This window comes from Kitasatospora hibisci, from assembly GCF_043950205.1.
In the GTDB taxonomy this organism is placed as follows: Bacteria; Actinomycetota; Actinomycetes; order Streptomycetales; family Streptomycetaceae; genus Kitasatospora; species Kitasatospora hibisci.
Map to the genome: position 1 here is coordinate 3,423,858 of NZ_CP171642.1, position 19,232 is coordinate 3,443,089.

General features: G+C 73.1%; 17 protein-coding genes and 1 tRNA gene. 4 read left to right on the top strand and 14 right to left on the bottom strand.

The window, feature by feature from the left end:
* Positions 1-261 precede the first annotated feature (261 nt).
* Positions 262-3,081 (top strand): phosphoenolpyruvate carboxylase, encoded by a 2,820-nt coding sequence (gene ppc, locus ACF9IK_RS14525; protein ID WP_395294627.1) that lies wholly within the window; start codon positions 262-264, stop codon positions 3,079-3,081.
* 29 nt (positions 3,082-3,110) lie between these two features.
* On the opposite strand, the gene ACF9IK_RS14530 is transcribed toward ppc, so the two are convergent.
* The 9 genes from ACF9IK_RS14530 to ACF9IK_RS14570 all read right to left on the bottom strand — a co-directional run bounded on the left by ACF9IK_RS14530 (position 3,111) and on the right by ACF9IK_RS14570 (position 10,208).
* Positions 3,111-4,247 carry a hypothetical protein gene (locus tag ACF9IK_RS14530; RefSeq protein WP_395294628.1) on the bottom strand — a complete coding sequence of 379 codons (1,137 nt, stop codon included), beginning with the start codon at positions 4,245-4,247 and terminating at the stop codon, positions 3,111-3,113.
* Positions 4,237-4,761 carry a SigE family RNA polymerase sigma factor gene (locus ACF9IK_RS14535; protein WP_395294629.1) on the bottom strand — a complete coding sequence of 175 codons (525 nt, stop codon included), beginning with the start codon at positions 4,759-4,761 and terminating at the stop codon, positions 4,237-4,239. Before ACF9IK_RS14535 ends, ACF9IK_RS14530 begins: the two co-directional genes overlap by 11 nt.
* Positions 4,762-4,891: 130 nt before the next feature.
* Complete coding sequence (locus tag ACF9IK_RS14540; RefSeq protein ID WP_395294630.1) at positions 4,892-5,167, bottom strand: hypothetical protein; 276 nt, start codon at positions 5,165-5,167, stop codon at positions 4,892-4,894.
* 122 nt (positions 5,168-5,289) lie between these two features.
* On the bottom strand, positions 5,290-5,616 hold the full coding sequence (locus ACF9IK_RS14545) for an ATP-binding cassette domain-containing protein (RefSeq protein WP_395298576.1): 327 nt from the start codon (positions 5,614-5,616) through the stop codon (positions 5,290-5,292).
* Between the two features lie 191 nt (positions 5,617-5,807).
* Complete coding sequence (gene pth, locus ACF9IK_RS14550) at positions 5,808-6,389, bottom strand: aminoacyl-tRNA hydrolase (protein ID WP_395294631.1); 582 nt, start codon at positions 6,387-6,389, stop codon at positions 5,808-5,810.
* Positions 6,390-6,495: 106 nt separating this feature from the next.
* Complete coding sequence (locus ACF9IK_RS14555) at positions 6,496-7,086, bottom strand: 50S ribosomal protein L25/general stress protein Ctc (RefSeq protein ID WP_395294632.1); 591 nt, start codon at positions 7,084-7,086, stop codon at positions 6,496-6,498.
* 279 nt (positions 7,087-7,365) lie between these two features.
* On the bottom strand, positions 7,366-8,343 hold the full coding sequence (locus tag ACF9IK_RS14560; protein WP_395294633.1) for a ribose-phosphate diphosphokinase: 978 nt from the start codon (positions 8,341-8,343) through the stop codon (positions 7,366-7,368).
* Between the two features lie 202 nt (positions 8,344-8,545).
* Positions 8,546-10,003: a bifunctional UDP-N-acetylglucosamine diphosphorylase/glucosamine-1-phosphate N-acetyltransferase GlmU gene (glmU, locus tag ACF9IK_RS14565; RefSeq protein WP_395294634.1), complete on the bottom strand. Its 1,458-nt coding sequence runs from the start codon at positions 10,001-10,003 to the stop codon at positions 8,546-8,548.
* A gap of 130 nt (positions 10,004-10,133) precedes the next feature.
* A tRNA-Gln gene (locus ACF9IK_RS14570) sits at positions 10,134-10,208 on the bottom strand.
* Positions 10,209-10,970: 762 nt separating this feature from the next.
* On the opposite strand from ACF9IK_RS14570, the gene ACF9IK_RS14575 reads away from it, so the two are divergent.
* Together ACF9IK_RS14575 and ACF9IK_RS14580 are read left to right on the top strand one after the other, a co-directional pair.
* Entirely contained in the window at positions 10,971-11,942 is a 972-nt protein-coding gene (locus ACF9IK_RS14575) for an acyl-CoA desaturase (protein ID WP_395294635.1), read from the top strand.
* A 173-nt stretch (positions 11,943-12,115) separates the two neighbouring features.
* Complete coding sequence (locus ACF9IK_RS14580) at positions 12,116-12,718, top strand: TetR family transcriptional regulator (RefSeq protein WP_395298577.1); 603 nt, start codon at positions 12,116-12,118, stop codon at positions 12,716-12,718.
* A gap of 13 nt (positions 12,719-12,731) precedes the next feature.
* On the opposite strand, the gene ACF9IK_RS14585 is transcribed toward ACF9IK_RS14580, so the two are convergent.
* Positions 12,732-13,523, bottom strand: coding sequence for a methyltransferase domain-containing protein (locus ACF9IK_RS14585; protein WP_395294636.1), 792 nt, complete (start codon positions 13,521-13,523; stop codon positions 12,732-12,734).
* A 111-nt stretch (positions 13,524-13,634) separates the two neighbouring features.
* Between ACF9IK_RS14585 and ACF9IK_RS14590 the strand changes: the two genes are divergently transcribed.
* Positions 13,635-14,132, top strand: coding sequence for a MarR family winged helix-turn-helix transcriptional regulator (locus tag ACF9IK_RS14590; protein WP_395294637.1), 498 nt, complete (start codon positions 13,635-13,637; stop codon positions 14,130-14,132).
* 99 nt (positions 14,133-14,231) lie between these two features.
* Here the strand turns inward: ACF9IK_RS14590 and ACF9IK_RS14595 are convergent, their stop codons facing one another.
* The 4 genes from ACF9IK_RS14595 to ACF9IK_RS14610 all read right to left on the bottom strand — a co-directional run bounded on the left by ACF9IK_RS14595 (position 14,232) and on the right by ACF9IK_RS14610 (position 19,206).
* Positions 14,232-15,818 carry a polysaccharide biosynthesis protein gene (locus ACF9IK_RS14595; RefSeq protein ID WP_395294638.1) on the bottom strand — a complete coding sequence of 529 codons (1,587 nt, stop codon included), beginning with the start codon at positions 15,816-15,818 and terminating at the stop codon, positions 14,232-14,234.
* Positions 15,819-15,878: 60 nt separating this feature from the next.
* The gene (locus tag ACF9IK_RS14600) at positions 15,879-16,802 is read right to left on the bottom strand and encodes a LuxR C-terminal-related transcriptional regulator (RefSeq protein ID WP_395294639.1); all 924 of its coding nucleotides are present in this window, start codon (positions 16,800-16,802) and stop codon (positions 15,879-15,881) included.
* Between the two features lie 187 nt (positions 16,803-16,989).
* Complete coding sequence (locus ACF9IK_RS14605) at positions 16,990-18,507, bottom strand: DHA2 family efflux MFS transporter permease subunit (RefSeq protein ID WP_395294640.1); 1,518 nt, start codon at positions 18,505-18,507, stop codon at positions 16,990-16,992.
* Positions 18,508-18,573: 66 nt separating this feature from the next.
* Positions 18,574-19,206: an NADPH-dependent FMN reductase gene (locus ACF9IK_RS14610; protein WP_395298578.1), complete on the bottom strand. Its 633-nt coding sequence runs from the start codon at positions 19,204-19,206 to the stop codon at positions 18,574-18,576.
* Positions 19,207-19,232: the final 26 nt, after the last annotated feature.

Sequence of the window (19,232 nt, forward strand, 5' to 3'; positions counted from 1 at the left end):
ACCCCACAGCCTAAGCGCGAACCCTCCCCTCTCCCCACCCGGTTCCCCCCGTACACCTCGGCCGACGGGCAAGTGGTCCAGACCACACAAAGCTTGACAGTGATCCTGTCCGGCATCCGGCCACCTCGCGGACACGACCCCTCCCGACACCTATGCTGGGTCGCGTCGGACAGCGCGGTCCGCACGCGTCACAGGCGCCACACGCGCACTGAACTGTGGCGATGAGCCGTTGCCGAACCCCACCACCACAGGGAGCCAGCCGTGACCGCTCCGGTCCCCACCCCGGCGGACAGCCCCACGCCCGTCGCCGACAACGCAGCCCTGCGCGCGGACATCCGACGCCTCGGCGACCTGCTCGGCGAGACACTGGTCCGTCAGGAGGGCCCCCAGCTGCTGGGCCTGGTCGAACAGGTCCGACTCCTCAGCCGCACCGACGGCGAGGCCACCGCCGAACTGCTCTCCGACATCGACCTGGAGACCGCCGCCAAGCTGGTCCGCGCCTTCTCCACCTACTTCCACCTCGCCAACGTCACGGAGCAGGTGCACCGCGGCCGCGAGTTCGCCACCCGCCGGGCCCGCGAGGGCTCGCTCCTCGCCCAGACCGCCGACCAGCTGGCCGAGGCCGACCCCAAGCACCTCGAAGACACCCTGGCCCACCTCTCGGTCCGCCCGGTCTTCACCGCCCACCCCACCGAGGCCGCCCGCCGCAGCGTCCTCAACAAGCTCCGCCGCGTCGGAGAGCTCCTCGACCGGATCCACCGCGAGCAGATCGCCTCCGGCCTCGCCGCCGCCGACGCCCCCGGCACCCCCGACCGGGCCGCCGCCCGGCGCACCTCCCTCCAGCGCCAGGCCGACCGCCGTCTCGCCGAGGTGATCGACCTGCTCTGGCAGACCGACGAGCTGCGGATCGCCCGCCCCGAGCCCACCGACGAGGCCCGCAACGCCGTCTACTACCTCGACGAGCTCTACCGCGACGCCGTCCCCGAGGTCCTGGAGGAACTCCACGAGGAGCTCGCCCGGGTGGGCCTCGCCCTGCCCGACGGCGTCCGCCCGCTCACCTTCGGCACCTGGATCGGCGGCGACCGCGACGGCAACCCCAACGTCACCCCTCAGGTCACCTGGGACGTCCTCAACCTCCAGCACGAGTACGGCATCAAGGACGCCCTCGCCGCCGTCGACGACCTGCGCAACTCGCTCTCCACCTCGGAACGCCTGGCCGGCGCCTCCGTCGAACTGCTCGCCTCGCTCAACAACGACCTGCACGTGCTCCCCGAACTCAGCCCCCGCTACAAGCGGATGAACGCCGAGGAGCCCTACCGCCTCAAGGCCACCTGCGTCCGGCTCAAGCTGGAGAACACCCGCGAACGACTCGCCCACGGCACCCCGCACGTCGAGGGCCGCGACTACCGCGGCACCCGCGAGCTGATCGCCGACCTCCGGCTGATCCAGGACTCGCTGCGCGCCCACCGCGGCGAGCTGATCGCCGACGGCCGCCTCGCCCGCGCCATCCGCACCGTCGAGGCGTTCGGCCTGCAGCTCGCCACCATGGACGTCCGCGAGCACGCCGAGGCCCACCACCACGCCCTCGGCCAGCTCTTCGACCGCCTCGGCGAAGAGGCCTGGCGCTACGCCGACATGCCGCGCGAGTACCGGCAGCGGCTGCTCGCCAAGGAACTGCGCTCGCGCCGCCCGCTCGCCCCCACCCCGGCCCCGCTCGACGCCGCCGGCACCAAGACCCTCGGCGTCTTCAGCACCATCCGCGAAGGCCTGGAGCGGTTCGGCGACGAGATCGTCGAGAGCTACATCATCTCCATGTGCCAGGGCGCCGACGACGTCTTCGCCGCCACCGTCCTGGCCCGCGAGGCCGGCCTGATCGACCTGCACGCCGGCATCGCCAAGATCGGCATCGTGCCGCTGCTGGAGACCACCGAGGAGCTCCAGAAGGCCGACCGCATCCTGGACGAGATGCTCTCCGACCCCTCCTACCGGCTGCTCGTCTCGCTGCGCGGCGACGTCCAGGAGGTCATGCTCGGCTACTCCGACTCCTCCAAGTTCGGCGGCATCACCACCTCCCAGTGGGAGATCCACCGCGCCCAGCGCCGACTGCGCGACGTCGCCCACCGGTACGGCATCCGGCTGCGTCTCTTCCACGGCCGCGGCGGCACCGTCGGCCGCGGCGGCGGCCCCTCGCACGAGGCCATCCTGGCCCAGCCCTGGGGCACCCTGGAGGGCGAGATCAAGGTCACCGAGCAGGGCGAGGTCATCTCCGACAAGTACCTGCTGCCCTCGCTGGCCCGGGAGAACCTGGAGCTCACCATCTCGGCCACCCTGGCCGCCTCCGCGCTGCACACCGCCCCGCGCCAGGCCCCCGAGGAGCTGGCCCGCTGGGACGCCGCGATGGACCGGGTCTCCGCCGCCGCCCACGACTCCTACCGGGCCCTGGTCGAGCAGGACGACCTGCCGAAGTACTTCTTCGCCGCCACCCCGGTCGACCAGCTCGCCTCGCTGCACCTGGGCTCCCGCCCGTCCCGCCGCCCGGACTCCGGCGCCGGCCTCGACGGCCTGCGGGCGATCCCGTGGGTCTTCGGCTGGACCCAGTCCCGCCAGATCGTGCCCGGCTGGTACGGCGTCGGCTCCGGCCTCGCCGCCGCCCGCGCGGCCGGCCTCGGCGACGTGCTGGACGAGATGTACGGCCAGTGGCACTTCTTCCGCAACTTCCTGTCCAACGTCGCCATGACGCTGGCCAAGACCGACCTGCGGATCGCCCGTCACTACGTCGAGCAGCTGGTGCCCGCCGAGCTGCACCACATCTTCGACCAGATCACCGCCGAGCACGAGCTCACGCTGCGCGAGGTGCTCCGGCTCACCGGCGAGAGCGAACTGCTGGAGCACAACCCGGTGCTGAAGCAGACCTTCACCGTCCGCGACGCCTACCTCGACCCGATCTCCTACCTCCAGGTGGCGCTGCTGCGCCGTCAGCGCGAGGAGGTCGCGGCCGGCCGGCACGATGACCCGCTGCGCGCCCGCGCGCTGCTGCTGACCGTCAACGGCATCGCGGCCGGCCTGCGCAACACGGGCTGACCCGACCGGCCCCTCCCGTCCGTCCCCGCTCAGCCGAGCTGGCGCACCTCGACGACCAGCGGCCCGTACCGGGCCACCACCTCGTCCCTGGCCTTCGCCGCATCGGTGACGTACACCAGCACCCCGGCGCCGTCCCCGGCCAGCGTGCCGAGCAGCTGCTGCCCCCGCGCCCGCCAGTACTCCGCGTCCGCGGTGATCCGCTGCAGCACCTCCCGCGCCTGCCGGCGCGAGCCGGCCGCGTCCCGGAAGGCCACCGTCACCAGCGCGTTCCGGACGGAGTCCCGCACCGCCTGGTCGAAGCCACCGCCCGGCACCCGCAGCACGTACACCGTGCCGGCGCCGGCGCCGGCGTCCACGCAGACGCCGAAGTACTGGTCCGGGTAGTGCTGCGCGCCCAGCGTCCTGATGTCCTGGGCCGCCCGGCCCGCCGGGGTGTCCATCAGGCCACCGCCGCCCACCGGGGCGGACGGGGAGGGCAGGCCGGAGGACGGCGTGCCGCCCGCCGGGCCGCCGGTCGCGCCCCCGGTGGACGGCCCGCCCGTCGGGCCGGTCGAGGCGGTCGGGTGCGTCGGGACCGGCAGCCCCGTCCAGGTCGCCGCCGCCCCGGTGGACGGCCCTCCGGTGAAGGGCCCGCCGGACGAGGACGGCCCCGCGGACGGGACGCCGGACGACGGCGAACCGCCCGGACCCGAGGACGGGACGCCCGGAAAGGGCACGCCCGTTGACGGGACGCCGGACGACGGCACCCCCGACGACGGCACCCCCGACGACGGCACCCCGGACGACGGCGCACCCGACGACGGCGCACCCGACGGACCGCCCCAGCCCGGCGTCCGCAGCGAGGTCGGCCCCTGTGTGCAGGCCAGCACCGGCCCTTCCTCCGGACCGAACGGATCCGTCGCCCCCGGGCCGGACGACGCCGCACCGGCCGGAGCCAGACCCGCCCCCCCGCCACCACCACCGCCGAGCTGGGTCAGCCCGCCGACGCCCACCGCCAGGACCGCCGCCCCCGCGGCGACCCGCAGCGCCACCGTCCGCCGGGCGCGCCGCTCACCGGCCCGCCGCAGCTCGGCCAGCGGGGCGGCGGCGCCGCTCACCGCCTCCGCCTGCTCGCCGAGCCGGACGACCAGCTCCTCCTCGAACCCGTCCGTCTCCTCAACCGCCATGGCCCACCATCTCCCTCGCCGGTGCCAGCTCCTGCCGGAGCGCCTTCAACGCACGCGCCAGATGGGTCTTCGCCGTCGCCTGCGAACAACCGAGCTCCTCGGCGACCCGCGCCACCGGAAGGTCGACGTAGTACCGCAGCACCACGGCCGCCCGCTGCCGCGGCGGCAGCACCCGCAGCGCCGCCGCCAGTTGCTCGTCCCGCTCGCTCTCCGGGCCCACCACCGGGCCGTCCGGGAGCACCGCGGTCAGCACCTCCCGCCGGGTCCGCCGCCACCGCGAGACATGGGTACGCACCATCGCCCGGCGGACGTAGCCCTCGGTCGCCGCGGGGTCCCGGATCACCGACCGTTTCGGATAGACCCGCGCCAGGGCGTCGTGCAGCAGGTCCCGGGCGTCGTGGACGTCCCCCGTGATCAGGAAGGCACCGCGCAGCAGTGCCTGGTACCGGGCCGCGACGAACTCGTCGAACGGGTCGCCCCCGGCGCCCTCCGACCGCATCGATTCGCGCTTCATGCCCCCAGGACGCACGGGCCCCCGGAAACGGATGACACCGCGCGGAGAATGCCGGAGGGGCCGGTGCCCGGAACCCCGGACCCGGCCCCTCCCGGCCTCGTCACCGCCTCGGATCGCCCACGCGGCGGCGTCACTCCCCCAGATCGCCGGCGCGGCGGCGCTTCACCCACAGGGCCGCACCGCCCGCCGCCACGACCAGGCCGCCACCGACGGCCAGCAGGCCGGCGTCACCGCCGACCGAACCGCCGAGCACCGGACCGAACTGCGCCGCGGCCGGCTCCGGGGACACCACACCCGGATCGGGCTCCGCGACGGTCTCCGCATGGGCCGCACCGCCGCCGGAGAGCAGCACCCCGGCCGCACCCAGCGCGCCGGCCGTGCCGACCCTCCGACCGAGTTGCTTCAACCGAACCACCCGGATCCGCCGAAGGCGCCGGACCGGACGAAAACTGCGCATCGAGAACTCCCCAGGACCCGTTCGCGTACCCGGTCGACGCTATCGGATCGGCACAGACATCTCACACACATTCAGGTTTGACCGCCCAAGCGTTGTACGACTGTTGTGCGACGCACCGTCCTACCGCCCGGCGCCCACCGCCCCGTCGTACAGGCACCCGTCGCGGATGCCGACGGTGCGCGGCACCCGGCCTCGGAGAGCGCCCCGGTGTCGATGCCGTCGAGCTCGCAGGTGCCGGCGCCGGGCCGGTCGAGCAGCCCGAGCAGATTGAGGAACGTCGACTCGCCGGCCCCGGACGGGCCGACCACCGCGGCGCACTCGCCGGGCGCGACGTCCGGGTCCGCCGGGTGCGGCGCGGTGACCGGCGGCGGGGCGGGCGCCCGAGCCACCCCGCGCATCCGGATGACCGGCACCCGGCCGCTCCCCCCGCCGCTCGGACCGATCCGGGCCTCCGGCACGGCTGCTCCCCTCGGAACCGACGGGGCCGCACTCCCCCGGTGCGCACCCCGTCCCCGATCGAAACAGCCCCGCCGGCCCGGCGGAACCCGCGAGCCGACGCCCGGTCAGCACGGACCCGGTGCCTGCGCGGTCAGGAGTTGTACGTCCCCTGCGCCCGCTCCAGCCCGTCCGACAGCAGCGCCTCCACCGCATCGGCGGACCGGTCCACGAACCAGTCCAGCTCCTTGCGCTCGGCGCCGGAGAAGTCCTTCAGGACGAAGTCCGCCACCTCCATCCGGCCCGGCGGCCGACCGATCCCGCAGCGCACCCGGTGGTAGTCCGGGCCGAGCGACTTGGTGATGGACTTCAGGCCGTTGTGGCCGTTGTCCCCGCCGCCCAGCTTCAGCCGCAGCGCCGCGTAGTCGATGTCCAGCTCGTCGTGGACCGCCACCACCGCCGAGGCCGGCACCTTGTAGAAGTCCCTCAGCGCCGTCACCGGGCCGCCCGAGAGGTTCATGAACGACATCGGCTTCGCGAGCACCACCCGCTGCCCCGACAGCCGTCCCTCGGCCACCTGGGCCCGGCTCTTGTGCGCCTTGAACTTCGCGCCCATCCGCTGAGCCAGCAGGTCCACCACCATGAACCCGATGTTGTGCCGGTTCCGGGCGTACTGCTCACCCGGGTTCCCCAGGCCCACCACCAGCCAGGGGCCCTCGTACGCGTTCTCGCTCATCCCGCCGCTCCTCGTGGTCACGTTCACCGCCATCTTCCCGGACACACCGCTGCCCCGGGCGCTCCAGCGGGAGCGACCGGGGCAGCGGTCAGACCGTGCGGAAGGCTCAGGCCTCGGCGCCGGCCTCGGCCTCGGCGGCCTCCTCCTCGACCGGGGCGGCCTGGGCGGCGATGACCTGCAGCACGACGGCGTCGGCCTCGACGGCCAGGGTGACGCCGGACGGCAGGGTGATGTCCTTGGCGTGGATCGAGGCACCGGCCTCCAGACCCTCGACCGAGACGGTGACGGCCTCGGGCAGGTGGGTGGCCTCGGCCTCGATCGGCAGGGCCTGCAGGACGTGCTCCAGCAGGTTGCCGCCCGGGGCCAGCTCGCCCTCGGTGTGGACCGGAACCTCGACGGTGACCTTCTCGCCGCGCTTGACCAGCAGCAGGTCCACGTGCTCGATGGTGCGCTTGATGGCCTCGCGCTGGACGGCCTTCGGCAGCACGTACTCGTCCTTGCCGTCGATCGGCACGACCAGCAGGGCGTTCGGGGTCTTCAGGGCCATCATCAGGTCGTGGCCGGGCAGGTTCAGGTGAACCGGCGCGTGGCCGTGGCCGTAGACGACACCGGGGACGAAGCCGGCACGGCGGGCGCGACGGGCGGCACCCTTGCCGAACTCGGAACGGGTCTCAGCGGCAAGGCGGATCTCGGACACGACTGCACTCCTCGGAAGACTGGCGCGGGGGTGCAGACAACGAAAAACCGCCGGGACCACACCCTCAGAACGTTCGGGGGTCACTCGGCGGCGTACGACCTCTGCAGATGACCGGGAGCCGGCATCGGCAGCGCGTCGATCACGGAGCGCGCACCCGCGAGCAGGCACACGGCATCCCTCGCCGAGCAGTTTCACGAGTCTAACCGCACCCGCCGCCTCCCGCGAAATCGGCGGCGGCCCCGGTCCGCCCGGGACCGGGGCCGCCGACACGGGGCATCGTCAGTGCACGCCCTCGAACAGGCTGGTGACCGAGCCCTCCTCGAACACCTCGCGGATCGCGGCCGCGATCGACGGGGCGATGGAGAGCGTGGTGATCTTGTCCAGCTGGAGCTGCGCCGGGGTCGGCAGCGTGTTGGTGAACACGAACTCGCTCACCCGCGAGTTCTTCAGACGGTCCGCAGCCGGACCGGAGAGCACCCCGTGGGTGGCCGCCACCAGGACGTCCGCGGCACCGTTCTCGAACAGCGCGTCGGCCGCGGCGCAGATCGTGCCGGCGGTGTCGATCATGTCGTCGACCAGGACGCAGACCCGGTCCCGGACGTCACCGACGACCTCGGCCGACAGGATCGTGTTGGCCTGCGTCATGTCGCGGCGCTTGTGGATGATCGCCAGCGGGGCGTCCAGGCGGTCGCACCACTGGTCGGCCACCTTCACCCGGCCGGCGTCCGGCGAGACGATCGTCAGCTTGGACCGGTCGACCTTCTCGCCCACGTAGTCCGCCAGCAGCGGCAGCGCGAACAGGTGGTCCACCGGACCGTCGAAGAAGCCCTGGATCTGCGCGGTGTGCAGGTCCACCGCCATCAGCCGGTCCGCGCCCGCCTGGCGCAGCAGGTCGGCGACCAGCCGGGCGGAAATCGGCTCGCGACCCAGGTGCTTCTTGTCCTGACGGGCGTAGCCGTAGAACGGCAGGATCGCCGTGATGCTCCTCGCGGAAGCCCGCTTCAGAGCATCGATCATGATCAGCTGCTCCATGATCCACTGGTTGATGGGAGCCGTGTGGCTCTGCATCACGAAGCAGTCCGCGCCGCGCGCCGACTCCAGGAAGCGGACGTAGATCTCCCCGTTGGCGAAGTCCAGGGCCTTGGTGGGAACCGGCTCGGTCCCCAGCGACACAGCCACCTCCCTCGCCAGCTCCGGGTGGGCACGGCCGGAGAAGAGCTTCAGCTTCTTCTCACCCGACGTCGTGATCCCGCTCACTGCACCGTCTCCTCGCGTTGCTGACGCTGAACCCGTCCGCACCGCAGACAGGCACGAGCCCGCTGGCGATAGGGGTCGGGGGAATGTCGGTACGCCTGGACACGGGCGGTAAGCCCTATGGCGCACGTATGTCCCCAAGGTTACGCGCCCGCGCAGAAACCGTCCGCCCCGGTACCGCCCCTCGGACTCCCGCCCCGCCCGATCAGGCCTCCCCGGCCGCCTCCGCCGCGGCGGCCGCAGCCTGCGCCGATGCCGTACCCGGGCGCTTGCGCTCCACCCAACCCGGAATGTTGCGCTGCTGCGCCCGAGCCACGCCCAGTGCGCCCGGCGCAACGTCCGAGGTGATCACCGAGCCGGCCGCCGTGTAAGCGCCGTCACCGACCGTCACCGGTGCGATGAACATGTTGTCCGAGCCCGTGCGGCAGTGCGCCCCGATCACCGTGCGGTGCTTGTTCACGCCGTCGTAGTTCACCGTCACCGAGGCCGCACCGATGTTGGTGCCCTCACCGATGGTGGCATCGCCGATGTAGGAGAGGTGCGGCACCTTGGCGCCCTCGCCCAGCTCCGAGTTCTTGATCTCGACGTAGGTGCCGGCCTTCGCCTTGCGGGCCAGCTTCGCCCCCGGCCGCAGGTACGCGTACGGGCCCGCGGTGGCGAGCTCGCCCACCTCGGCGCGGTCCGCCGTGGTGTTGCTCACACGGGCGCCGGCACCCACCCGGGTGTCCGTGAGGGTCGAGTTCGGGCCGACCTCACAGCCCTCGCCCAGGTGGGTCAGACCGTGCAACTGGGTGTTCGGCAGCACCACGGCGTCCGGCTCGTAGGAGACCTGCACGTCGAACCAGGTGGTCGCCGGGTCCACCACGGTGACACCCGCACGCATCGCCCGCTCCAGCAGGCGGTCGTTGAGCAGCCGCCGGGCCTGCGCGAGCTGCACCCGGTCGTTGATGCCGAGGATGTCCCGGTAGTCCGCCGCCACCACGGCCCCGACCCGGTGACCGGCCGTACGCAGGATCTCCAGGGTGTCGGTGAGGTACTCCTCGCCCTGCACGTTGTCGGTGGTCACCCGCGCGAGCGCCTCGGCCAGCAGCTTGGCGTCGAAGGCGAAGACCCCGGAGTTGATCTCGGCGATCTCCCGCTGCGCGTCCGAGGCGTCCTTCTCCTCGACGATCGCCGACACCGCACCGTCCGCGCCGTCCCGCAGGATCCGGCCGTAGCCGAACGGGTCCGGCACCACCGCGGTCAGCACGGTCACGCCGTTGCCCTGCCCGGCGTGCGCCTCGGCCAGCACGGCCAGCGTCGCCCCGGTCAGCAGAGGCGCGTCGCCGGTCGTGATGATCACCGTGCCGTCCAGCTCCACACCGTCGGCGGCCAGCACCTCCAGCGCCGTCCGCACCGCATGCCCGGTGCCCTTCTGCTCGGCCTGCACCACCGCACGGGCGCCCGGGTAGTGCGCCGCCAGGTGCGCCTCCACCTTCTCCCGCATGTGGCCGACGACCACGACCAGCTGCTCCGGCGTCAGTTCCTCGGCCGCCGCCACCGCGTGCCCCACCAGGGAACGCCCGCACACCTCGTGCAGCACCTTGGGCAGGCTGTTCGACTTCATCCTGGTCCCGCCACCGGCGGCAAGCACGACAACGGCGGCAGGCGAATTGGCACTCACGGGGGGAGGCTCCTCAGTCGGTTCACAGGGAGGGAAAGCAGCCGGGGAGCGGATCCGCACGTCTACGCCCTGGCGCCTAGAGGATAGCTGCGCTGGGAAACGACCCGATCAGGGTCGCTCAAGTGTGAAGCTCCCCGGGCAGGAATCGAACCTGCGAAGACCAGATTCAAAGTCTGGGCGCCCGTGCCAGCAGAGCAACCGGGGATGGCCAGGCACACACTACGGCTTTCAGCGCTACGTCTCTACCACTATGCCGGACCACCAACCCTCAATCCGGCGATAGAGGTCCGCGCGGTCGAGGACGTTGACGGACAAGCAACCCCGTTAGGCCGGTCCCGCATTCTTCCGGGCCGTCGTCGGATTGCGACGCTTGAGGGTGGGGCGTTGGAAGAGCGGCCGGAGCACGCCAGATACAACCGGATCGCTCCCGGGTCGCTGTTGATGAACCGGACGCGCTCGCGGCGGGCGTACTGCTCGTCCTTCGCCCCCTCCGCCCGGCAGGGCGCAACACCGGCGATGAAGAGATCCCTGTCGCTCATCGGGCCGATGTCCGCCCTCGCCTCCGCCCTCACCGCTCGGCGCTCCTCTTCCCGCTCCTTTCGTACCGGCCCCCAGCGAGTCTCGGAAGCCTTCCGCATCCTCTCCCTGCGCGTGGTGGGCGCCGGCAAGTCCCGCACCCAGAGGGACGTCGGGCTCTTCGAGACCCCCGGCTCCGCCTGGATCTCGTCGTACGTCCACCCCTGGGCCCGGAGGCGGCGGGCGGCTTCGCGCTGCCCGGTCCCGGCTCGCGTGCGGTGAATGCGTGTGCGGGTCGTCCCGACACGGGGCACATCCACCCTTCATCCATCCGGTCGGGTGAATTCACTCAAGCGCCGGGCGGCGGCGTATTCCCCTCGCGGCCGGGCAGAACCTACGATGCCGTAGGTTACGCTCACGTAACCTCTCTCCCCTCCCTCAAGGGACGCTCATGACCATCCAGGCCGGCGAGGCGCGCACCGAGACCGCGCCCCCCATCGATCCCGCCCCGACCCTCCTCTCCGCCACCCGTGGCGGGGAGAAGCAGGGGCTCGCCGAGCGGATCACGCTCGCGCTCTTCATCGCCGTACCGTTCGCCGCCCTGGTCGCCGCCGTGCCGGTGGCCTGGGGGTGGGGGCTGGGGTGGACGGACCTCGCGATCGCGACCGTCATGTACTTCCTCACCTGCCACGGCATCACGATCGGCTACCACCGCTACTTCACCCACGGCGCCTTCAAGGCCAAGCGCCCGCTGCGGCTGGCGCTCGCGGTGGCCGGCTCCCTCGCCATCGAGGGCCCGCTGGTCCGCTGGGTGGCCGACCACCGCAAGCACCACCGGTTCAGCGACAAGGACGGCGACCCGCACTCGCCGTGGCGCTACGGCGAGACGGTCCCGGCACTGCTCAAGGGCCTCTGGTGGGCGCACATGGGCTGGCTCTTCGACGAGGAGCAGACGCCCCAGCTGAAGTACGCTCCGGACCTGGTGCGCGACCCGGCCATAAGGACCATCTCCCGGCTGTTCTGGCTCTGGACGCTGATCTCGATGATGCTGCCGCCGCTGGTGGGCGGGCTGGTGACGATGTCCTGGCAGGGGGCGCTCACCGCGTTCTTCTGGGGCTCGCTGGTCCGGGTGGCGCTGCTGCACCACGTCACCTGGTCGATCAACTCGATCTGCCACGCGGTGGGCGCGCGCCCGTTCCGTTCCCGGGACCGTTCGGGCAACGTCTGGTGGCTGGCCCTGCTCTCCTGCGGCGAGTCCTGGCACAACCTGCACCACGCCGACCCCACCTCGGCCCGGCACGGTGTGCTGCGCGGGCAGATCGACTCCTCGGCCCGGCTGATCCGCTGGTTCGAGCTGGCCGGCTGGGCCCGGGACGTACGCTGGCCGGACGCGCAGCGGATCGCCGCCCGCCGCGCCGCATGAGGGCGCGCCTGCAGCATGATGTAGGGGTGAACGGGAGCAGCGCAGAGAGCACAGGCGGCCACGAGAGCACGCGGACGGACGCGGCGCCCGATGCGGCGCCGGACCGTCCGCGTGCCGGTACGGCGGCCGGCGAGGCTGCGGCGGGGGGCCGCCGGCGGGGCAGCCGGGTGCGGATGACCGGCAAGCAGCGTCGGGAGCAGCTGCTGGAGATCGGTCGGACGGTGTTCGCGGAGCGCGGCTACGACGGTACGTCGGTGGAGGAGATCGCCGAGCGGGCGGGTGTGTCGAAGCCGGTGGTGTACGAGCACTTCGGGGGGAAGGAGGGGCTGTACGCGGTGGTGGTGGACCGCGAGATGCAGCTGTTGCTGGACATGGTGACGGGGGCGCTGACCGGGGGGCATTCGCGGGAGCTGCTGGAGCAGGCGGCGTTCGCGTTGATGGATTACATCGACACCTCGACGGACGGTTTCCGGATTCTGGTGCGGGACTCGCCGGTGGCGCAGTCGACGGGCACCTTCGCGTCGCTGATCAGTGACATCGCGACGCAGGTGGAGGACATCCTGGGGCTGGAGTTCAAGGCCCGGGGGTTCGACGCGCGGCTGGCGCCGATGTATTCGCAGATGCTGGTGGGGATGGTGGCGCTGACCGGCCAGTGGTGGCTGGAGGTGCGCAAGCCGGAGAAGGCCGAGGTGGCGGCTCATCTGGTGAATCTGGCCTGGCACGGGCTGGAGGGGATGGAGCGGCACCCCAAGCTGGTGGGTGAGCGGAAGTCGTAGCGTCCGCCGGGCGCTAGCCCCGTTTGACGCCGACTGCGAAGATGCGCCGGAACGGGAAGACGGTGCCGTGGGGTCCTGCCGGGTAGGCCTCGCGGAGCAGGGTGCCGTACTCGGTGAGGAAGGCGTCCTGGTCCGCGGGGTCGGTGAGCCGGGTGAGGACGGGGCGCAGTGCGGTGCCCTTGGCCCATTCCAGGACCGGGTCGGGGCCGGTGAGCAGGGTGCTGTAGGTGGTTTCCCAGACGTCGGGGGTGCAGCCGGCGTGGGCGAGGACCCGGAGGTAGTCGGCCGGGTCGTGGACGTCGGCTCGGGCGGTGTCGCCGAGGGTGTCGCGCCAGCGGGGGCTGTGGCGCAGTTCGGCGAGGGTGGTGTGGCTGGGTGCGTCGAAGTTGCCGGGGACCTGGAAGGCGATCACGCCGCCGGGTTTGAGCGCGGCCGCCCAGCGGGGCAGCAGGTCGAGGTGGCCGGTGACCCATTGCAGGGTGGCGTTGGAGGCGATCAGGTCGGGTCGGGCGCCGGCGGGGTCGTAGTGGGTCGCGTCGGCGAGCCGGTAGTGGGCGGTGGGTTCGCCGGTCGTGCGGGCGGTGGTGAGCATCTCGGCGGAGTTGTCGATGCCGGTGAGGTGGGCGCGGGGCCAGCGTTCGCGCAGGGCGGCGGTGGAGTTGCCGGGGCCGCAGCCGATGTCGAGGACGGTGGGGGCGGGTTCGTGGGGGAGGGTGGGGACGCGGGCGAGCAGGTCGCGGAAGGGGCGGGTGCGTTCGTCGACGAAGCGCAGGTACTGGTCGGGGTCCCAGGCGGGGGTGTTCATGGTCCACCTCGCATGTATCTCGACATCAAGACATCCAGTCGCACCTTCCACGTTACATTTCTCGATGTCAAGAGACTTCACATCGACACAACCCCCGATACACTGATCGCCATGGAGGACGAGGTCGACCGCCTGGTCGCAGCATGGCGCCGAGAGCGCCCCGACCTCGACGTGGAACCGCTTGAGGTGCTCAGCCGGGTCAGCCGACTCGCCCGGCACCTCGACCGTGCCCGCCGGACGGCCTTCGCCGAGCACGGCCTGGAGCCCTGGGAGTTCGACGTGCTGACGGCACTGCGCCGGGCCGGCACCCCGTACCAGCTCTCGCCCGGCCAGTTGCTCACCCAGACCCTGGTCACCTCCGGCACGATGACCAACCGGATCGACCGCCTCACCGGCAAGGGCCTCGTCAAGCGGTTGCCCGACCCTGACGACCGGCGCGGTGTGCTGGTGCGGCTGACCGACGACGGCCGCGACCGGGCGGACCAGGCGCTCGCCGGCCTGCTCGCGCACGAGCGCGAGCTGCTCGCCCAGCTCACCACCGTCCAGCAGGGCGAGCTCGCCGGGCTGCTCCGGCTGCTGGTCGCCCCCTTCGACAACATCCCTGGCTGATCCACGGCGCCCGGGGCGCGGGCGACGGCGCTCCGCTCAAACGTGGCACCGGCGACCGGGCGCGGGCCGGGCCCGCCCGACCGCAGGGCCCGGCGGGGCTCAGAACCCGTCGGGGTACGGGGTGCTGAGCGCGGGCACCGGGGCCGGCTCGGCCTCCGCCGTCCGGTAGCCGGGCAGCAGCTCCGCCAGCCTCCGGCGCACCTCTTCGTCGCTGTTGCCGGCCGCCGCCGCGTACAGGCCGGTCAGCCCTCCCGCGAGGTCGTCCGGGCCCGAGGCGGACTCCGCCACCGTGGCGTAGATCCGGGCGTGCGAGGTCGGCAGGCGCTCCTCCCCTTCGGAGAACAGCGCCTCGTTCAGCTTCTCGCCCGCCCGCAGGCCCGTGTAGCGGATCTCCACCTCGTCCCGGCCGAGCTGCACCTGCTCGGCGAAGTTGTGCACCAGGTCGACGATCCGCACCGGCTCGCCCATGTCCAGCACGAACACCTCGCCGCCGTGCGCCATCCGGCCGGACTCCAGCACCAGGCCGACGGCCTCCTCGATGGTCATGAAGAACCGGGTGACGTCGGGGTGGGTGATCGTCACCGGACCGCCGCTGCGCAGCTGTTCGGCCAGGACGGAGAGCAGCGAACCGCGCGAGCCGAGCACGTTGCCGAAGCGGACCGCGGAGAAGACCCCGGTGCCGAGGTTGCGGGCGTCCCGTGCGTTGGCCTGCACGATCAGTTCGGCCAGGCGCTTGCTGGCGCCGAGGACGGAGGTCGGGTCGGCGGCCTTGTCCGTGGAGATCAGCACGAACCGCTCGACGCCGGTGGCCAGCGCGGCCTCGACCAGGTGGTCGGTGCCCAGCACGTTGGACTTGACCGCCTCGCTGGGGTGGCGCTCCAGCAGCGGCAGGTGCTTGTGGGCGGCGGCGTGGAACACCACGTCCGGCTTGAGGTCGCGGAAGATCTGCTGGATCCGCGGGCGGTCCCGGATGTCGGCGATCACCAGCGAGTCGTCGGTGAGCAGCGCCTCGCCCCAGATCTCCAGCTGGAGCCGGTGCAGGTTGGACTCGTCGTGGTCCAGCATGTAGAGCGCGCTCGGGTTGAACGCGTGGACCTGGCGGCAGAGTTCGCTGCCGATGGAGCCTCCGGCGCCGGTGACCAGGACCCGCCGGCCCTCGATGACGTCGCGGACGTCGGCGGAGACCACGTGCACCTCGTGCCGGCCGATCAGCCGGTTGACGTCCAGGCTCCGCATGTCCGAGCCGACCACCTCGCGGCGCAGCGCCGCGAGGAAGGACGGCAGGTAGCGGACGGCGGCTCCGGCCGCGGCGGCGGCGGTGGCGAGCGCGCGGACCCGCTGCGGGGCGAGGCCGGGGATGGCGAGAGCGACGACCTGGGCGTGGTGGTGGACGGCGAGTTCGGTGAGCTCGGTGAGGGTGCCGAGGACGGGGACGGCGTCGACGGACTGTCCGGCCTTGGCCGGGTCGTCGTCCAGCAGGCCGATCGGGGTGAGGCCGAACTCGGGCGCCCGGCCGAGGTCGCGGACCAGCGCGGTGCCGGCCGCGCCGGCGCCGACCACGAGGGTGCGCAGGCCCGTCGGCGGTGCGCTCCGGGCCGGGCCGGGGCCGCCGGCGCGCGGGCCGGCCTCGGCTGTTCGGTGCTCCTGGGCTGTGTGCGGGCGTGCGGAAGTGCTGTGCGGCGACATCTGTCCTCCGGATTTCCCTGACCTGACGGACCTGAGCCGTACCTGGGTGTTACGGGCGGATCAGCCGGCGCCGGGAGCTGTGGTCGAGGCGACGGACGGCGGGGCTGTGGGCGCGGCCGGCTCGGACGGGCTGACGCCCGCCCGGCGCGCGACCGCGACGGCGGCGAGGGTGGAGTGCACCCCGAGCTTGCCGAGGACGTTCTGCATGTGGGTGCGCACGGTGTGCGGGGAGAGGTAGAGGCGCTCGGCGACGGCCTGCCGGCCGAGGCCGGCGACCATGCAGCGCAGGATCTCCTTCTCCCGCGGGGTGAGCGTGTCGACCAGGCGTTCGCTCTCGGTGCGGTCCCGGCGGGCGGTGGTGAGCTCCCGGATCACGCCGGTGAGCAGGGCGGGCGGCAGGTGCGTCTCGTCGCGCAGCACGCCGCGGATCACCGCCAGCAGGCGGGCGAGTGAGCTCTCCTTGGCGACCCAGCCGGTGGCGCCGGCGTGCAGGGCGCGGGCGGCGCGGTGCGGGTCGTCGGCGGTGGCCAGGACGATCGCGCGCAGGGCCGGGTGGTTCCGGCGGACCCGGGCGAGCAGGGTGATGCCGTCGGGTGCCGGGGTGGCCGCGGGGTGGTGCGCGGGGGGCAGGTGTGCATGCGGGGTGTGCGCGGAGGGCAGGTGCGCGTGGGCGGGCGGGGTGGCCGGGTGCCGGGGCGCGGGTAGGGCTGCCGACGGGCGCCGGTGGGCGGGTTCGGGAGGGTCGGCGCCGGGCCGGCGGGGCGTGCGGGGGCCTGCGGTTGCGGAGTCGGCGCCGAGGTCGGCGTCGATCAGCACCACGTCGTAGCCGCGGCCCTCGACGGCGGCGCGCTCCAGCGCCCGGTCGGCGGCCGCCGCGCTGCCGGCCGCGCCGACCTCCACGTCGGGTTCGGCGGCGAGTGCCGCCGCCAGCGCCTCGGCGAAGATCCGGTGGTCGTCGACCACCAGGACGCGGATCCGCCCCATCGTCACTCCCCCCTGCCCGGACCAGTCCGGTGCTCCGGGGCGATCACCCGGTTGCGCCGCCGTGACCTGGGCACTCGTCCGCCGTCCGCCTCCCGGTGCCGCGAAGGCCGACGGCACCGACCCCCACCGGTACCGGAATCAGCGTACGGGGTGGGGGGCGGCCCGGTGGGGGTTTGGTGAAGTTTCGTCAGGAGGTGCTTACCTGGCGTGACTTGGGGCTCCTGCGGGGGAGCAGCAGGGCCGGCAGGAGGGCCACGGCGAGCAGTGCGACGGCCCAGCCGTAGGTGTCCCGGAAGGCCGCGGCGAGGCCGGGGGCGAGCGCGGCGCGGGCGGCGGTGTCCAGGCCGTGCAGGGCTGCCAGGCCCCCGCCGCGGGGCAGGCGGCCGGCGAGGGCGCCGGTGAGCAGCACGGACATCAGTGCGGTGCCGGTCGAGCCGGCGACCTGCTGGACGATGGTGACCAGCGTGGTCGCGGCCGGGACGTCGGCGGGGGCGACTCCGCGGGTGGCCGCGGCGATGGTCGGCATGATCGTCATCCCGACGCCGGTGCCCATCAGCACCAGGGCGGCGATCAGCTGCCAGTACGGCGTGCCAGCGGCGACCTGGACGGTGAAGGCCAGGAAGCCGGTGGTGGCCACCGCCGCACCGGTCAGCACGATCCGGCCCGCGGCGATCCGGTCGGTCAGCCGGCCGGCGACCTGCATGGTGATTCCGGTGGCCAGTGCCTGCGGGATGCCGAGCAGCCCGACGTCGGTGGCGCTCTGGCCGCGCACCAGCTGGTAGTAGAGCGGGAGCAGCAGCATCGAGCCGAAGTAGCCGCAGGCGAAGAGTGCGAGGGTGGCGGCGGGGCCGGCGAACGCGCGTCGGCGCAGCAGGCGCAGGTCGATCAGCGGGTCGCGGGCGGTCAGCGCGCGGACGGCGAACCCGGCCACCAGGGCGGCGCCGGCGAGGGTGGGCAGCAGGGCGTCCGGGGCGCCGATGCCGCCGTGCTCGGCGCCGGCGGCGAGGCCGTAGATCAGTGCGGCCAGGCCCGGGGAGAGCATCAGCAGGCCGGGCAGGTCGAGGCGGCGGCGGGTGCCGTCGCCGGTGTCGCGGGGCAGCAGCCGGACGGCGAGGGCCAGGGCGAGCAGGCCGATCGGCAGGTTGACCAGGAACGCCCAACGCCAGGAGGCCTCGTCGACGAGCCAGCCGCCGAGCACCGGGCCGGCGAGCGGGCCGATCAGGACGGGGATGCCGAGCACGCTCATGGTGCGGCCGGTGCGGGCCGGGTCGGAGGCGCGGACCAGGACGGTCATCCCGACCGGCATCACCATGCCGCCGCCGAGGCCCTGGATGACCCGGAAGGCGATCAGCGAGGGGGCGTCCCAGGCGGCGCCGGCGAGGCCGGAGCCGAGCACGAACAGGGCGAGCGCGGTGAGGTAGAGCCTGCGGGTGCCGAACCGGCCGATCGCCCAGGCGGTGATCGGGGTGACGGTGGCGAGGGCGAGGGTGTAGCCGGTGGTGACCCACTGGATGGTGGCCAGTGGGGCGGCGAAGTCCTCGGCGAGGCGGTTGAGGGCGACGTTGACGATCGTGGTGTCGAGGACGGTCATCAGCGAGCCGAGGACCACCACGGCGGCGACGGCGGCGGTGCGCGGGGCGGGTGCGGCGGCACGGGCGGCGGCCGGTGCGGGTGTGCTCGCGGCGGGTGCGGCGGTGGTGCTCATCGGTCCCCCCTGGTGGTGGGCCGGGGCGGCGTCCGGCACTGGCGCGGCCCCGGCGGTCGGGTGCGGTCAGGCGCCGTACGGGTGGGCGTTGCGGGCGTCCCGGAGGGCCCGCGCCCACCAGGTGAGCTGGTCGAGCATGCCCTTGGCCGCACCGGTGGGGACGGCGGGGTGGACCGGCTCCCCGTCGTCACCGAAGGCGGCCCAGGCGCCGTGGAAGCTGACGCTGTCCCGGACGGTGACGGCGTGCAGCTCGGCGAAGACCAGCCGGAGCTGCTCGACCGCGCGGAGCCCGCCGCCGATGCCGCCGTAGGAGACGAAGCCGACCGGCTTGGCCTCCCACTCGGCCTTGTGCCAGTCGATGGCGTTCTTCAGGACGGCGGGGAAGCTGTGGTTGTACTCAGGTGTGATCACCACGAAGGCGTCGGCGGCGGTCAGCCGGAGCGAGAGCGCGGCCAGCACCTCGGCCTGCTCGGGGGTCGGCTCGTCACCGAGGTCCGGCAGCGGGTGCTCGGCGAGGTCGACCACGTCGAGGGCGAGGTCGCTCCGGTCGGCGGCGGTCCGCAGGAACCAGTCGGAGACGTTCGGTGCGAAGCGGCCCCGGCGGTTGCTGCCGATGATGACGGCGACGCGGTAGGGGGTCTCGGGCACGGCAGCCTCCGGATCGAGTGTGCGTTTCTGCCGCCCGGTCTGGCGACACATCAGGTAAAGTACAACGTGCATGGCAA